We start from the raw sequence: 15,814 nt of genomic DNA, 5'->3' as shown, positions 1-15,814 counted from the left end.
GTGCGTGGTCGGGCTGGCGGAGATTTTGTGGAAAGTGTGCTGGTCTTAGCGATTTGGAGGGGATCGCCAGTTCTATCGACATCTGCTCCGCCTGTGTGGCATCTACAACATCTCTGTAAGTAGATATGCGCATCCAACTATATAATGCACTTATCAAACCGAGTCGCCGCAAACTAACCCAGCCGATCTCACGCTCAGCAGCACGCACGATCGCTTTGAGGGGAAGGGAAGTGCCTGCCCGCGACGGGCGAAAACGGTTTCATGGCAGCACTGCGGGGTACGCTCGCGCCAGATAACACGCGGAGTCACCACGGCCACTGGACCGAAGGACCACCGATGAAATCTTCAACGGGCGCGCTCAGCCAGCTCGACGCCGAATACTCCGATCCCACCGCGTTGCAGGTGCGGATCGATATCCACCGGCGCTACTCCGAGAAGCCGCACGACCCACAGGCCGACGTGCTAGCCGCGATAAACCTCACCGGCGCCGAGTATCTCGCGGACATCGGCTGCGGTGACGCCCGGTTCCTGGCGAGCCTCGCCGCCGCCGGCCATCAGGGCCCGCTCGTCGGCGTCGACACCTCCGCGGCCATGGTGGGATCTGCCGACCTCATCCCCGGCGTGCGCGGCATCCTCGCCGACGCCACCAGGATGCCGTTCGACGACAACACCTTCGATGTACTGACTGCCCGCCACATGCTGTATCACGTCCCCGAACCGGTCGCGGCCCTGGCCGAATTCCGCCGCACCACCAAGCCCGGCGGCACCGTGAGCGTCGTGGTCAACCGCCCCCGAACCTGCCCCCGCCTGCGCGAACTCATCACCGCCCACGCCGCCACGTACGGCATTGATCGCACCGACGCGCCCCCGTACACCGTCGACGCCGACTCGCTGCCGCCGTTGATGAATGAAGTCTTCGGCACCGCGACCCTCCTGCGTCGCGACAACGCCCTCGTCTTCGACAGCCCCGGACCGCTCATCCAGTTTGCCGAATCCCTGTTCACCTTCGACGGTATCGGCCCTGGAAATCCGCATCGCAGCGCCATCCTCACCGACCTCACCGCCGATATCGAGGACTGGTTCACCTATCACCCCGGTCAAGCCTGGCGCGACCCCAAGGGTTACCTCGTCGCCACCGCCACCGTGCCGGAGTAGCCGACGTGCGCGCTCAGCTCATCGAATCGAGCGGGTAACGATCTAGAACCGTCGATCGTTGCACGGGTGGTGGACGAATTGGACGCGAGGCTACAGCGGATCGGGCAGCACCGTTTCCGGGCGAGCTTCCGGCTGCGGGGCCGGGACCGTGCGGTGGTCGACCTGCGTGGCATCGCCATGGTCCGCAAACATGCCGTGGACTTGATCGATCGCAGACTCGCTCCGGCCGAACCGCACAACGACGGCCGCCAGACGCCCTACCGCGGGCACCCCGTGTTCGTGGCGCAGCATGCCACCGCGACGTGCTGCCGCACATGTCTCGCGCGCTGGCACGACATTCCAGCCGGTCGGGCCCTGGACGATGCCGAGCGAGCCTATGTCGTGGAGGCGATCTGCCGGTGGATCACGGCGCAGTACGCCCCCGGGGAGCCGCCGTCGTGAACCGGGCTGGGAACAAGGACCTGTTTACGAGCAGTGGGTGTCGTCGGCTGCGAGAGCTTGTGTGCGCGAGAGCGTAATTCGGCGGCGCACCAAGTCCACGTCGAGGATCTTCACCGTCAGTGGATAGCCCACCTCAATGACCGCGCCCGGCGTTTCACCCAGCTCGCTGGTGTGGACGAGGCCTTGGAAGCCGTCCGCGCGGTCTTCGATGCGCACGAAGACACCGAACGGCGTGACCATGGTGACCGGTCCGGTCAGCACCTGGCCGATCCGCTGCGTCACCTGCGGCAAGGGGTCCTCTTGCAGTGCTCGAAGTGACAGCGGGACCCGTTCGCAGATCATGTCGACATCGAGGATTGCGGCCGTGATCTCCGCGCCGACGGTGACGATGTCGGAGGGGTGATCGAAGGGGCGCCAGGACAGCTCCGGAATGTTGATCATCGCGGTGCCGCCGCCGATGTCGACGAAGGTGCCGCCGAAGCTCGCGATAGTCAGCACCCGGCCGGTGACGATCTGGCCGCGCCGGAGGGTTTTCAGGAACGCCCAGTCCCGATCGCTGGGTGTCGGTTCGGTTTGCCAGCGTGCGCGCAGGACACCGTCGCTGTCGGGTAGCACCGCGGTGAACAGCGGTTGCCGGTCGTCGACGGTCAGCGACAGGACGCCGGCAGCTCGCGCGCCGGCGATCCGGGTGGCCACTGTTTCGAACTGGGTCTCGTCCACGACGGTGCTGCTGATCTGCCCGTCGTCCTCCCAGATGATTTCGACCACGCCTTCGTCGGGGAGGTCGGTCAGCGCCACGTCGACAGCGGTGAGCAGGTCGGGCCACACCGTCAATTGGGCGCGCGGGGACAACCTGGAACGCACTGCCTGGAGGGTGTCGTGTGTCAGGCGATGCCAGCGCGTGGCGTTGTAGGCGTAGGTCTCCTCGAGGAGCGCGGCATGGTCGTGGTCGATCGCCCACCGCAGGCGGGCCCAGAAATCGTCGTCCGCTGGGCGCTGCACATACTCCGGATTCTCCGGCTCGAACTCATACGGTGATGCGTCCCGCCGTTCCGGGAACAACCCGAGCGCGCGCGTACGCTCGACAGCCGATTCGCAAGGCCGGCTGCTGCCGACATAAAGGTACTGATCCCAGCCGACGTGCACGGTGAACACTCCGTCCACCTCGAGTCGGCACCAAAGTCCGTTGTCGCGCAGCATGGCTCGAACGATTTCCAGGCCGACCTCGATCGGCACCACGGCACCGTCGTAGTAGCCCGCGAGACCATCCGGCAGCACCCCGTTCAAGCCATCGCCGTCGATCGGCGGCTCCAGGCCGAAGTGAACAAAACCGCTGACCTGCGGCTCTCGAATGGCCAGGTGGTCGACGCCCGAGGCCGCGGCGAAAGCGGCGACGGCCTGTAGGTAGGCGGCTTCGATCGGCCCGTGGTCGCTGGTCGACGGTTCGCTGCCGATGTAGTGGCCATGCTGATCACGGTCGGCCGGACTGTATTTGGTGACCTGATAGACGTAATTCAGCACCCCTGGAAGTTTACGGTCGGCCGTGCGCCCGGGCTTCGCGCGTATAGTGTCGTAGTTGATTGCGGGGCAACATGTTCGGTTGCTAGATAGTCGCTTTCCGACAGGGGTGGGAGGTCCCAGTTGGGTTTGGTGGAGGGAAACGTCTTCGCCGGATATCGGATCGAGCGGGCGCTCGGCAGTGGCGGGATGGGTACGGTTTATGCCGCACACCATCCGCGTTTGCCGCGGGTGGACGCGCTGAAGGTGTTGTCGGAGGAACGCAGTGGCGACTCCGGGTTCCGGGCGAAGTTCATGCGGGAAGCCGAAATCGCGGTGCGTTTGCATCATCCGAATTTGGTGGAGGTGCGTGATCGTGGGGAGCATGATGGCCGGCTGTGGATCGCCATGCAGTGTGTCGATGGGTTCGATCTCGAGGAGTTGATTCGGCGGGGTCAGACGGCCGGTGATATCCCGAGAACCGTCCGGATTCTCAGCGAAGCGGCGCAGGGAATGGATGAGATCCATCGGGCCGGATTGCTGCATCGTGATGTGAAACCGGCGAATATTCTCATCGCCGAGCAACCCGGGGGCCCGGATCGAGTGCTGGTCACCGATTTCGGCATCGCGCGGCCCGCCGACGATGCCACGACGGTGGTCGGCGGCGGAATCAGCGCCACGCTGGCCTATGCGGCGCCGGAGCAGATCAGCGGCGAGGAAACCGACCACCGCGCCGACGTGTACGCGCTGGGTTGCACGTTGTTCCAAATGCTGACCGGCACAGTGCCGTTCCCGCGCGACAATCACGGATCGACGATTTACGCGCATCTGCACGAACCGCCGCCGCGTCCGTCGGAGCGGAATCCGCGGGTGCCCGCAGGATTCGATGCGGTGATCGCGACGGCGATGGCGAAGGATCCCAACGATCGATACGACAGTTGCGGCGCACTCGCGGCGGCCGCGCGGGCGGTGCCGGCCATCCCGGGCCCACCTGTGGCGCAGCAGGGTTCATCCCGTCGGCGACTGGTGCGCGCCGGTGCGGTGCTGGCTGCGCTCGCGGTGGCGGTGGCCGGGGTGTGGTTCGTCGTCGATCGCGATGACGAACCGGCGGCCGAGGGGCCACATCGGCCAGTGGCGGACAGTGTAGATCCGGAGCAGTGGGGCACCTTCACCTTTATCGCGGAGGCGGTTCCGGCGTTGCTGCCGCCATGGCCGTACGGGGTCGGCTATCAGGATATGACGGCTTGCGAGGTATCCAACGCCAAAAGTAGCGGCGGCCTGCAGAAGACCGCCACACTCGATGCGACCGTCACGGTGGGTAGCATCGAATGCGTCGGCGATGGCGACCCGGTATCCCGTGTGGTCGTGTTCTGCAACGCCGACCGCACGCCCATCCAGCAGGGTCCGGCTAACGCGGTAATGGGCGATGAGCGGTGGACGCGCTCCTCGGGCAGCGGGCACCTGTTCTGGGGCACGGAAGCATATTCCGGCACCGACCCCGCTCATCTCGGGAAGAAGCGGGGCGTCCTCGATGTGTTCTTCGATGACCCGGAACGGAAATTCTGCCGGATCCACGTCTCCGGCCGGCCTACGGAGGCGGGGACGACGGGGATCGAGTTGAAGGATCGGTGGTGGGCGAATGCTCCACTGTGACACCACCTCTCGTGGAGTCCGGGCGCTGGTGGCGGTCATGATCGCGGTTGCTGTCGCCGGCTGCGGCACGATCCCGGGTAAGCCGGAACCGCAGCGCATCCACCCGGAAGACTTCGACGTGGCCCCGTACAGTGTCGAACCGCTGGAAGTCCCCGCCAACGACAATGAGCGGTACGGCCGGGTCGTGGAATCGGCGCGCATGATCGAGGCGCTTGTCGATCCGGCTCAGGTCGACCCGGCCCTGATCGAGCCGGTGAATCCCACGCACCTCGCGCCGCTGCCGACGCCGGTGAAAGCGGCGGCCGTGCTGGCCAATCCCGTGGGTGCGGTGCTGGAACGTCATGGCATGCTCGCCGGCGCGATGGTCGCCAGAGCCGACAAGGAGAATGGGCGCACTACTCGGGTCGGGGAATTGCGTGCGTTGAGTGTGATCGTGCTGCGGTTCCCGGACACCGCCACGGCTGAGCAGGCCGCGCGGGACATCGACTCCGCGGACTTCGCGGTGAGTAGCGACAACGTTGCCGCGCCCATTCCGAACCACCCTGCCGCACAGAGTCATTGGCGTCCTGGCGTGCCCTCGCTGGCAGCGAGCCTGGCGCATGAGTCGTACGTGATCAGCTTGCTGATCGCGCACACTGCGCCGGACCTGCCCGCTATGACAGAGCTGGCCGGCAAGACCTTCACCGCGCAGACGAACCGATTACGGGATTTCCCGCAGACGCCGCGAGCGCAGCTCGCCGGACTGCCACTGGACCAGCACGGCATGGTTCGATTGCTGGTTCCACCAGCGCCGAGTCGCTGGTCGTATCCCACCGTGACCGGACTGGATGTCGACAGCAACGCTGGGTGGGAATCGCCGCTGATGGTCACCGGCGTCGTCTACGGGCCGCATGGCGCCGGCCTTTCCTCGAGCAGCAGAAGATCGACAGAATTTCTCGCCATCAACGGTCTCGAAAGATTGGCGCGGTATCGGGACACGGAGGCCGCCGGCGCTGCGTTCACTGCGAACAAGCAGCGGGATATCGAGATCGACCTCCAGTCCATCGAAGTCCCGGCCGAATTGGGTGCGGGGGTCTGGTGCGCGGAGGACCCGGGCTCGAAGGGGCTGGCGCTGGATCGGTACAGCTGCCGAATCCAGCACGGCCGCTACTTCGCCACGGTGTTCGCACGCACCGAGAAAGGCATTCTGCGCAGAGCCGCGATCCAGGTGGGCCTGCTGGCGAACGGTGGCTGAGCATATGCCCGAGACGCTCTCGCCTGGAACGGTTTTCGCCGGGTACCGTATTTGCCGGGTGCTCGGCACCGGCGGTATGGGCACGGTGTATGTGGCCGAACATCCGCGGCTACCGCGCTTGGATGCGCTGAAGGTGCTGGCGGTGCAGTATGGCGCCGAGCCGGCGTTCCGGGCGCGATTCGAGCGGGAGGCCGAACTGGTCGCCGCCCTCGAGCACCCGAACATTGTCGCCGTGCGGGATCGTGGCGTCGAGCACGGACAGCCTTGGCTCAGCATGCGATTCGTGGACGGAATCGATGCGGGGGAGTTGATCCGCCGCTATCCGGCGGGCGTGCCACCGGCGATCGCGGTGCACATCATCGCCGAGGTTGCCCGTGGGCTGGATGCCGCCCATCGCGCGGGAATGCTGCATCGTGATGTCAAACCCGCCAATATCCTGCTCGAGCAGCGACCCGGTCTCCCGGACCGCGTCTATCTGACGGACTTCGGCATCGCCAGGGTCGCAACGGATGCCACCGCGCTGACCGAGGAGGGCGAGGTCTTGGCCACCCTCGCCTATGCCGCGCCGGAGCAGCTCGTGGCGGGTGAGCTGGATCATCAGACCGACGTGTATGCCCTGGGCTGCACCCTGTACGAACTGCTGACCGGCACAAAGCCGTATCCGCGCCCCTCCACGGTGGCGGTGCTCCATGCCCATCTGTTCGACCCGCCGCCCTCGGCCACCGCGCGTAACCCCGCGCTGCCCGCGGCGATCGATGCGGTGATCGCGCGTGCGCTGGCGAAGGAGCGCGATCAGCGCCTGCCCACGTGCGGCGCGCTGGCCGAGGCTGCGGCTGCGGCTTTCGCCGGTGGCGCGGACGTCGCCGCGGCGCGGCCGGTCCGGCGGAAGAGTGGCCGCAGGCGGGTCGGCATCGGTGCGATCTGCCTCGGCCTCAGTGCTCTGATCGCGGTGGTAGTGGCCTGGAATTGGGGCCGCATCACCTCGATCGGAGGACCGCCGACGACCCCTGCGTCGGCGTGGGTCGATTACGCCTTCGTCGCCGAAACACTGCCGGCCCTGCTGCCGTCCGCCCCGATTGGGAGCGGCTACCAGGGTCTTCGATGCCACGCGGTCGCCACGGAGTCGATGAACCAAGCCCCCCTGAAGGGGCGCACCGACAACCTCGCGCGGCTGAAATGCCGTGGCAACGGTGCTCCGCTCCAAGAGCTGCTGGTGGAGTGCCACGCCGACCGAAGTCCGCCCCAGATGTTCACCGTCTACGCAGCGGCCCGCATGGGTGACCAACGGTGGGAGCGGGCGGGCGGTCGAGGCCGGCTGGTCTGGTCGAACCTGAACCAGTCCGGCCAACAGCCGCGCGGTGTCTTGCAGATCGATTTCGACGACGACGCCCGCAAACACTGCCAGCTGACGGTCTGGGGCGGGTCGAACGGCCAAGAACTCGTTGACCGATGGTGGCCCTCAGCCCCGCTCTGAGCGGAAACCGGGGGGCTGAGTCTGGATTTCGGCGGAGCTGCCGCAGCACGAGGCTCCGGCGCTCTGGGCTTCCGCTTTGGCGGCGCTGCCGCAGCAGGAGCCTTCGGCCTCGGCTTCGGCTACGGTGCCGCAACACACCGCCGGACCGTCAGCGTCTCCGGCGCGGTCGGATCTGCCTGCTTTGGTGGCGCGGATGATCGCGCCGTGCAGACCCTCGCCGACCTGATGGGTGGTGGTGATCTCGATGTGGGTGAAGCCCGCGGCGGTCAGACCGTCGCGGTATTCGCTGAACGAGAGCGCGCCGGCGATGCAGGCAACGTAACCGCCGCGTTCAGCGCGCTGTGCGGGGGTGAGCGCATCGTCGGCGACGACATCGCTGACCCCGAAGCGCCCGCCGGGGCGCAGCACGCGATGAGCCTCGGCGAAGACCGCGGGCTTGTCGGTGGAGAGGTTGATGACGCAGTTGGAGATGATCACGTCGATCGTGTCGGCGGGCAGCGGAACGGATTCGATGGTGCCTTTGAGGAATTCGACGTTCCGGGCGCCGGCTTTACGGGCGTTGGCGAGTGCGAGGGCCAGCATTTCGTCGGTCATGTCCAGGCCGTAGGCCTTGCCGGTCGGGCCGACGCGGCGGGCGGAGAGCAGAACGTCGATACCGCCGCCGGAGCCGAGGTCCAGGACGGTCTCGCCGGGGTGCAGGTCGGCGACCACGACGGGGTTGCCGCAGCCCAGGCTGGCCGCGACCGCGTCGGCCGGCAGCTGGTCGCGGTCGGCGGCGGCGTACAGGCGTGATCCGAAAGCATCCTCGCCCGCTGCCATGGGACCTGAACAGCAGGAAGATGTTTCGTTGCTCGGCGCGCAACAGCTCGCGGGCTGTTGCGCCTTCGCGGACTGGTCCAGGACCGCGCGGGCGGCGGCGGCATAGTGGGCGCGGACCTGTTCGCGGGTGGTGTCGTCGGTGGTCATCGGATCTCCTCGTCGAATACGCCTGCGCCGCCGCAGACACCGGTGTCGGGCAAGGTCAGCTCGACCCGGGCGGCGGCTGCGTAATCACCGGCCAGCTCGGCAGCGATGCTGCGCACCTGTTCGTAGCCGGTCAGGGCAAGGAAGGTCGGGGCCCGCCCGTAGCTCTTCATCCCGGCCAGGTAGAAACCCGGCTCCGGATGCGAGAGTTCCTTGACGCCATGGGGATACACCGTCCCGCAGGAATGCACGTTCGGGTCGATCAGCGGTGCCAGCTCCGCCGGGGCGTCGAGGATCGGGTCCAGGTTCAGGCGGATCTCCGACAGCCACGACAACTCGGGCCGGAACCCGGTCAGCGCGACCACCTGGTCCACGTCCTCGATCCGGGTCCCGGCTTCCGAGATCAGGGTGAAGCGGCCGTCGGAGGCGGGTTCGATAGCGGCGGTGCGGAACCCGGTCACCACGTCCAGCAGCCCGGCCGCCATCGCTGCCTTGGCGCGTGAACCGAGAGCGCCACGGGCGGGCAGCTGGTCGGCCTCGCCGCCGCCGAAGGTGCCCGCGACGTCGCCGCGGCGCAGCATCCAGCTGATCCGGGTGCCGGGCACCGACTTCGCCAGCCGCGCCAGGGCCACGATCGCGCCGAGGGCGGAGTGGCCGCTGCCTGCGATCACTGTGTGTGTGCCTGCGTAGCGAGCGCGCACCAGTTCGTTGTCGAAGTCGGGAACGCGGTAGGAGATCACCGCGGCCGCGGCGGTTTCCCCGATCGCGGGCAGGCCGTCACCACCGAGCGGATTCGGGGCGCCGAAGGTGCCGGAGGCGTCGATGACCGCGCGGGCCAGCACCCGCTGCTCGTGGCCGTCGGCGTAGCGGATACGGATCGACAGCGGTTGGCTGTCTCGTCCAGCGTCCACGACCCGGTCGCGGCCCCGGCGGGCGACACCGACGACTTCGGCACCGAGGCGGACGATGTCATCGCCCAGCGTCTTGGCCAGCGGGACCAGGTAGTCACCGGCCCATTCCTGGCCGGTCGGGTAGGAATCCTCCGGTGGGGCAACCCATCCCGCACCGTCGAGCAGACGACGCGCGGCCGGGGCGATCAGCTCACCCCAGCGCGAGAACAGCCGCACATGATTCCACTCGGCGACCGCCGCGCCCGCGGTCGCACCGCGTTCGAAGACCAGCGGGGTCAAGCCCCGCTCGCGCAGTTCTGCCGCCGCGGCCAGGCCGATCGGCCCGGCCCCCACCACGACCACGGGGAGCTCGTTCATCAGCGATCCTTTCATCGATGCCTGTCGATTGAAGCTACGTCGAACTGTATCGACAGTCACCGATGAACGCAACCATTGATGCATGTCGATATAGTGGGAGGCATGACGTCGCTGGATATGCCGGTCTTGCGCACCGACGACCGCATGAACATGCTCCCGGTCGCCGAAGCCGCCACCTACGCGAGCTGGTTCGCCTGCCTGGCCGACCCCACCCGCGTCCGCCTGCTCCATCACGTCGCCGCTCGCCCGGGCGGGGTCACCGTGGGCGAGCTCGCCGAAGCGCTCGGGGTCGGGCAGCCCACTGTCTCCCACCACGTCCGCAAGCTCGTCGACGTCGGGTTCGTCAACGTCCACAAAGACCGCACCAGCACTGTGGTCACGGTCAACCCCGCCTGCTGCACCGGTCTGCCCCACGCGGCCGACGCGGTCATGGGCGTCCTGCCGCCCCAACCGTGCTGCCCGGTCGACATCCCCGGAGACGTCACCGTCCGCGCGATGACCGACGCCGACTGGGCAGCGGTACTGCGCATCTATGGCGAGGGAATCGCTACGCGCAACGCCACTTTCGAAACCGAAGTTCCCGCTCGGGCGGACCTCGACGCCGGCTGGCTTGCCGGGCATCGCTGGGTCGCGGAGATCGATGGTCAGGTCGTCGGCTGGGCCGCGCTGGCTCCGGTGTCGGCTCGGGACTGCTACCGCGGTGTCGCCGAGACCTCGGTCTACGTCGCTGCCGGAATGCGCGGGCGCGGTGTGGGGAAGGCGCTGGTCCGCACCCAGGTGATCGCCGCCGACGAGGCGGGCTTGTGGACCTTGCAGACCTCGATCTTCCCCGAGAATCGCGCCAGTATCGCCCTGCACCACTCCGCCGGTTTTCGCACCCTCGGTGTCCGCGAGCGCATCGCCCAACTCGACGGACAGTGGCGCGACACCGTCTTCCTCGAACGCCGCAGCGCTAGCTGAAACCGGCTTCGCGATGATGAGTCTGCGGGGCGTTTCCTATCTGATCGACGACATCGAACCCGCGGACCAGCGCGAGCACCTGCGGATCATCGCCGCGGACCTGCACTGCGATACCGTCATGCTCATCGGCCGGGACGCAACACAATTGGTCGACGCGGCCCGTCGCGCGCTCGAGCTCGGCTTGGACGTCTACCTCCGCCCCGACCCCACCGACCGGTCGCAGCGGCAGATGCTGCGGCACTTGGGCCTCGTCGCGGAAGCCGCCGATACTTTGCGGCGCGGGCACCCCGGCCGCGTCACTCTCCTGGTCGGCAGCGAGTTCTCACACACTGTGCCCGGTATCGTCCCCGGACCGCGTTCATTCCTTCGCCTGCAACTCATCATTCGGTTCCACCGTGTACTACGCCGCCGCATCGACCGTCGACTGCACAAGCTTCTGGCTCGCGCCGTGGCCGTCGCGCGCGCCGGCTTCGGCGGCCCGATCACCTACTCTGCCGCCGGTTGGGAGTCCGTCGACTGGTCACCCTTCGACCTCGTCGGTGTCGCCAGCTATCGCTCCGCCCGCAATCAGGACAGCTACCGCGACCGCATCCGTGCGTTGGTGCGCGACCACGACAAGCCGGTGATCGTCACCGAGTTCGGCTGCGGCGCGTTCGCCGGAGCCGACCGGCGCGGCGCGGGCTCGTTCCAGATCGTCGACTGGTTCGCCACACCACCGCGTATCCGCGGCGACCACCCGCGCGATGAAGCTGTGCAAGCCCGCTACCTGGCCGAGCTGATCGACCTGTTCGACGAGGAGGGTGTCGGGGGGTGTTTCGTCTTCACCTTCGCCATGCCCGGCTTTCCCTACGCCGAGGAGCCCGCGAACGATCTCGACAAAGCCGGTTTCGGTCTACTGGCCGTGGAGCCAGACGGCTCTTCCCTGCGGCGAAAGCAAGCCTTCGGTGTGGTGGCCGTCCGGTATTCGCGATGAAGGCGGCCCGGTCGCAGACAAGTACCAACGCCTGCGGGGGCGCGTCGACCTCGATCTCAATCAGCGTTCGAGGTGCAGATGGTGTCGAGAATGAACAGCGGTTTGACGATTCGGATGAGACCGAGCGCGGAGGCGGTGGCTGTTGTCGGGAACGACAGGTTGTAATGTCCGCTGTCCATCGCGGCCTGCTCGGCGGCCGCGCGTGTCGGCCCCAGTCCTGTTCCGTAGACCGGTTCGACGGAGTTCTTCCACACGGTCCAATGGTCGTACTCGGCCACCGAGGCGCACTCGTTGCGGGCGCGCGCCATAACCAGGCACCGATTGGTGCCACATGCCTCGACCGCGGCTTTGTCCGCGGCCGCCTGGGACGGGTAATCGACCGCCAGCCCCGCACTGGTTCCCCACGCGACAGCGATGGCCCCATAGAGATCTCCGGCCGCGTGCGCCGGCGCGGCAGCGGTGCCCACCAGTGCGCCTGCGACCGGAACCACCAGAGCCAGCGCGCGTTTCGAGACGAACGACAAGAGATCAACCCCCGATTGTCAGTGTGGCGAACGCAAAGATCATGACCGCCACAGCGGCGTTTGTCCACGGGAATCAGCGCCGGGGTGCGCGCCGCGCCCGGTAGCCCCGCGGGATGCGGGCAAACCCTGCGCAAATCGACGAGAAGCCTGCCAAGATGACGACGTGATCACTTGGCTGGCGCAGCAACCCGTCGAGAACTCATGGAAAGACTATGCGCCCTTCGCGGCCGGCTTCGGGACAGTGATTGCGGCGTTCGTTGCTGGCTGGTTCCTCTCGCGCAACAGCAAGAGGACACCGTACGAGAACCTGGAATCGCTGAGCAAAGCGCGTGCCCAGTTGGCCGATCAGGCGGAAGCCCTGCCGTTCGTGGATCAGTCCATCGCCTACGCACTCGCGCAGATTCGTCTGGTCGAAGGAACGACCGCGGATGCCGAACCGACCTCCGTCGCCCGCGAAGCTGACCGGCAGGTTGCCAAGCGCCGTCGTAAGCAGGGCATTCAGCTTCTCGGCTTGTACACCGTGGTCTGGATTCTCGGCGCGGTGTTCATCGCGACAGTCGACTCGGCGTGGTCGGGACCGTTCTCGGGAGCACTCGGCCTGACTTTCGGCCTCGTGGTCGCGACCAGTTTCGAGATGATCTGGCCCGGTGTCAGCTCGAAGGTCGCCGCACCGATTCGGCGATTGATTTCCGGCCGTCGGTAACGGGCCGGTCCTCAAAGTCGCGTTGCTTCGAGTGCGAACCTGCACCGCACGCAGTCGAGGGCTTGCGGCAACTCGTGTGCGCCGACCGCATCCGGGCTAGCTCTTCGGCCCGACGAGGTCAACAAAACGGGCTGTAACAGCGCGTTCGTCGTCGAGTATGGGTTCGCCGAGACCTATTCGGCGCTGGATGCGTTGCATCCAGGCCGGGGCCCACCAGCAGCGGTCGCCGAGTATTTGCATGACGGCCGGAACGAGGAGCATGCGCAGCAGGGTGGCGTCGATGAACAACGCGGCGATCATGCCGAAGGCGATGTACTGCATCATGACCAGGTCGGAGAAGGCGAAGGCGCCGGTGACGACGAAGAGGATGAGGGCGGCGGCGGTGATGATGTTGCCGGTTTGGGCGGTGCCGATGCGGATCGCGTCGCTGGTGCTCGCGCCGAGGGCGCGGGCTTCGACCATGCGGGAGATGAGGAAGACCTCGTAGTCGGTGGACAGGCCGTAGATGATCGCGATGATCAGGACGAGCATGTTCGACTGGATCGGTTGCGGGGTGAAGTTGAGCAGGCCGGCGAGGTGGCCGTCGACGAAGATCCAGGTGAGGATGCCGAGGGTGGAGCCGAGGCCGAGGGCGCTCATGAGCGCGGCCTTGATCGGCAGGATCAGCGAGCCGAAGGTGAGGAACATCAGCACGGTGGTGACGAACAGGACCAGCGCCACCATGATCGGGATCCGGTACAGCAGTGCGTCGACCATGTCTTTCTGCATGGCGGGCATGCCGCCGACCAGCATGGTGACGTCGGCGGGGACGTCGAGCCGGCGCAGATAGTCGATGGTCTTGCCCGCCTGGGCGGAGTCGACGAGCAGGGTGCTGGTGCGATAGACGCCCTTGTGTGTTGTCGAGGGCGAGGGTGTCGCGAATTTGCCGGACAGCCCGGGTGCTTGGTTGGCTTGCTTGAGGATCGTGCCGATGGCGGTGGTGTTGCCGGAGACGAAGACGAGTTCGAGCGGGTCGGCGCGGTTCTCGGCGAAGTTCTCGTCGATGGCTTCCTGGGCGAGGCGGGTGGGATTGTCCGGTGGGAGGTAGCGTTCGCTGAAGCCGCCGAAGATCAGGTTGCCGACCGGCACGGTGAGGAACAGCAGTAGCAGGCACAGCGGGACGGCGAGCTTGCGCGGGTGCCGCATCACCCAGGCGGTGGACCGTTCCCACAGGCCGTTGTCGGATTTGCCGGTGGTGCGGAATCGTTTGAGGCCCAGCATGTCCACGCGTGGGCCGAGGATGGCGAGGATGGCGGGCAGCACGGTGATGGCGGTGAGCGCGGCCAGGGAGACGGTCGCGATCGCGCCGTAGGCCATGGATTTGAGGAACGGCTGCGGGAAGATCAGCATGCCGCCGAGGCTGGCGATGATCATGGTCGCGGAGAACACCACGGTGCGGCCGGCGGTCATGACGGTGCGGCGTACCGCATCGGGGGTGCTGTGACCTGCGGCGAGTTCTTCACGGAACCGGCTGACGATGAACAGCCCGTAGTCGATGGCGAGCCCGAGCCCGATCATCGTGACGATCGGCTGGACAAAAGAATTGACCTCGGCGAAGTGGGTGACGAACCGGACGATGCCGTTCGCGCCGATCATGGTGAGGCCGCCGACGATCAACGGCAGCGCCGCGGCGACGACGCCGCCGAAGATGAAGAACAGCAACAGCGCGACCGCCGGCAGGGCCATGATCTCGACGCGGTGGATGTCTTCGGCCATCTTGTCGTTGAGCGTGCCCGCCAGGGGTTGTAGTCCGCCGACCCGTACGTCGAATCCGGGAATTGTGAAGGCGTCCTTGACCTCCCGATAGCTGCGCATGATGTCGGTGTCGTTCTCGCCGCGGAGTGCGATGAGGGCGATGGCTTTGGTTTTGTCGGGTGTGGTGGCGGCCGCGCCGGTGATCTTGGCGGGGACGGCCGGCCAGTAGGTGGCGTTGATTCCGGCGATCTCGTTCGGGTGTGCCTGGGTCAGGCCGTTGAGGTTGTCGATGACCGCGCGGCTGAATTCCGGGTCGTCGACGGTTTTTCCGGCGGGCGCGGTGTAGAGCACCGCGACATCGAAGTCGTGATTGCGGCCGAAGGCTTCGTCGGCGATCCGGGCGGCTTCGCTGGATTCGGAGCCGGGGTCGAACATGCCGCCGGAGCTCAGGTGATCGGCCAGTCCGGATCCGTAGCCGCCGAGTGCGAGCAGTGCCGCGGTGACGATTGCGAGGACGAGGAACCGCACCCGCGACACCAGTGCGCCCCAGCGCGCGAACATCAGTGTGCTCCGGGAGCGGTCGGGGGGACTACCGTGCCGAATGTCGCGGAACCACTGTGCATCCCACCAAAGGTACCGATCTTGACCGGCGTTGCGGTGAACGGGCGGAATGGGTGGCGGTGCACCGTGTGCGGCCTGGCAGGCGGTGCACGGTTTCAGGTGGGCGTGGATCCGGGCATCGGGAGGTCTGCGGGGGCAAGGAGTTTGGTGAGGGTGCGGGCGAGGGCGTCGAGTTCGGCGGCGGTGAGGCGGTCGGCGAAGTGGGCGGTGACGCTGTCGCGGTAGTGCGGGGCGGCTTGGCGGAGGCGTGCGCGGCCGAGGTCGGTGCAGGTGACGAAGGCGGAGCGGGCGTCGTCGGGATTGGTGCGGCGGGTGATCAGGCCCGCGTTCTCCATTTCGGTGACCAGACGGCTGACCCGGGTGCGGCTGAGTACGACGCGGTTGCCGAGATCGGTCATGCGCAGGGGATCGGCGCCGTCGAGTTCGAGGAGTACGTCGTACCAGGCCAGTGGTAGGTCGAAGCCGCGGCGCAGGTCGGCGTCGATCCGCGGGACCAGCTGTGCGTGCACCCGCAGCAGTGCCGACCAGGCGCGTTGTGCGGCGCGGCGCTCATCGGATTCGGCCATGGCGCAATAGTACTCGACTTATGTGCGTGCGCACGTATATAGTTTGCG

General features: G+C 67.0%; 14 protein-coding genes. 8 read left to right on the top strand and 6 right to left on the bottom strand.

All coding sequences use genetic code 11. The features are described from left to right. The first annotated feature begins 336 nt into the window (after positions 1–336). Both AB0M14_RS32180 and AB0M14_RS32175 read left to right on the top strand, forming a co-directional pair. Positions 337–1,155 carry a class I SAM-dependent methyltransferase gene (locus tag AB0M14_RS32180; RefSeq protein ID WP_365001872.1) on the top strand — a complete coding sequence of 273 codons (819 nt, stop codon included), beginning with the start codon at positions 337–339 and terminating at the stop codon, positions 1,153–1,155. Positions 1,156–1,221: 66 nt separating this feature from the next. After that, positions 1,222–1,596, top strand: coding sequence for a DUF4186 domain-containing protein (locus AB0M14_RS32175; protein ID WP_365001869.1), 375 nt, complete (start codon positions 1,222–1,224; stop codon positions 1,594–1,596). A gap of 24 nt (positions 1,597–1,620) precedes the next feature. On the opposite strand, the gene AB0M14_RS32170 is transcribed toward AB0M14_RS32175, so the two are convergent. Then, entirely contained in the window at positions 1,621–3,117 is a 1,497-nt protein-coding gene (locus tag AB0M14_RS32170) for a S1 RNA-binding domain-containing protein (protein ID WP_365001867.1), read from the bottom strand. A 129-nt stretch (positions 3,118–3,246) separates the two neighbouring features. Here AB0M14_RS32170 and AB0M14_RS32165 point away from each other — a divergent pair, with 129 nt between their 5' ends. The 3 genes from AB0M14_RS32165 to AB0M14_RS32155 are packed head-to-tail and all read left to right on the top strand — an operon-like array spanning position 3,247 to position 7,454. Further along, positions 3,247–4,746, top strand: a complete 1,500-nt coding sequence (locus AB0M14_RS32165) for a serine/threonine-protein kinase (RefSeq protein ID WP_365002045.1) — start codon at positions 3,247–3,249, stop codon at positions 4,744–4,746. Positions 4,747–4,783: 37 nt separating this feature from the next. Beyond that, positions 4,784–5,980: a hypothetical protein gene (locus AB0M14_RS32160; protein WP_365001865.1), complete on the top strand. Its 1,197-nt coding sequence runs from the start codon at positions 4,784–4,786 to the stop codon at positions 5,978–5,980. Between the two features lie 4 nt (positions 5,981–5,984). Further along, positions 5,985–7,454, top strand: coding sequence for a serine/threonine-protein kinase (locus AB0M14_RS32155; RefSeq protein WP_365001862.1), 1,470 nt, complete (start codon positions 5,985–5,987; stop codon positions 7,452–7,454). Here the strand turns inward: AB0M14_RS32155 and arsM are convergent. Then, complete coding sequence (gene arsM, locus AB0M14_RS32150; RefSeq protein WP_365001859.1) at positions 7,440–8,420, bottom strand: arsenite methyltransferase; 981 nt, start codon at positions 8,418–8,420, stop codon at positions 7,440–7,442. The genes AB0M14_RS32155 and arsM overlap by 15 nt on opposite strands. After that, on the bottom strand, positions 8,417–9,685 hold the full coding sequence (locus AB0M14_RS32145; RefSeq protein ID WP_365001856.1) for an FAD-dependent oxidoreductase: 1,269 nt from the start codon (positions 9,683–9,685) through the stop codon (positions 8,417–8,419). The genes arsM and AB0M14_RS32145 overlap by 4 nt, the downstream gene beginning before the upstream one ends. Before the next feature lie 102 nt (positions 9,686–9,787). Here AB0M14_RS32145 and AB0M14_RS32140 point away from each other — a divergent pair, with 102 nt between their 5' ends. Together AB0M14_RS32140 and AB0M14_RS32135 are read left to right on the top strand one after the other, a co-directional pair. Continuing rightward, complete coding sequence (locus AB0M14_RS32140; RefSeq protein WP_365001853.1) at positions 9,788–10,645, top strand: metalloregulator ArsR/SmtB family transcription factor; 858 nt, start codon at positions 9,788–9,790, stop codon at positions 10,643–10,645. A 13-nt stretch (positions 10,646–10,658) separates the two neighbouring features. After that, positions 10,659–11,618: a hypothetical protein gene (locus AB0M14_RS32135; RefSeq protein ID WP_365001850.1), complete on the top strand. Its 960-nt coding sequence runs from the start codon at positions 10,659–10,661 to the stop codon at positions 11,616–11,618. A gap of 56 nt (positions 11,619–11,674) precedes the next feature. Here the strand turns inward: AB0M14_RS32135 and AB0M14_RS32130 are convergent, their stop codons facing one another. Beyond that, complete coding sequence (locus tag AB0M14_RS32130; protein WP_365001847.1) at positions 11,675–12,142, bottom strand: DUF4189 domain-containing protein; 468 nt, start codon at positions 12,140–12,142, stop codon at positions 11,675–11,677. 163 nt (positions 12,143–12,305) lie between these two features. Here AB0M14_RS32130 and AB0M14_RS32125 point away from each other — a divergent pair, with 163 nt between their 5' ends. Beyond that, a complete protein-coding gene (locus tag AB0M14_RS32125) occupies positions 12,306–12,845 on the top strand; it encodes a hypothetical protein (protein WP_365001844.1) in 540 nt (179 codons plus the stop codon). 96 nt (positions 12,846–12,941) lie between these two features. Here the strand turns inward: AB0M14_RS32125 and AB0M14_RS32120 are convergent, their stop codons facing one another. Further along, the gene (locus AB0M14_RS32120; protein ID WP_365001842.1) at positions 12,942–15,140 is read right to left on the bottom strand and encodes an MMPL family transporter; all 2,199 of its coding nucleotides are present in this window, start codon (positions 15,138–15,140) and stop codon (positions 12,942–12,944) included. Between the two features lie 155 nt (positions 15,141–15,295). Beyond that, the gene (locus AB0M14_RS32115; protein ID WP_365001839.1) at positions 15,296–15,766 is read right to left on the bottom strand and encodes a MarR family transcriptional regulator; all 471 of its coding nucleotides are present in this window, start codon (positions 15,764–15,766) and stop codon (positions 15,296–15,298) included. Between the last annotated feature and the right edge of the window lie 48 nt (positions 15,767–15,814).

The sequence above is a fragment of the Nocardia sp. NPDC051832 genome (assembly GCF_040681285.1).
Taxonomy (GTDB): domain Bacteria; phylum Actinomycetota; class Actinomycetes; order Mycobacteriales; family Mycobacteriaceae; genus Nocardia.
The sequence above is the reverse complement of the archived record's forward strand: the minus strand, read 5'-3'. Positions and strand labels throughout refer to the sequence as shown.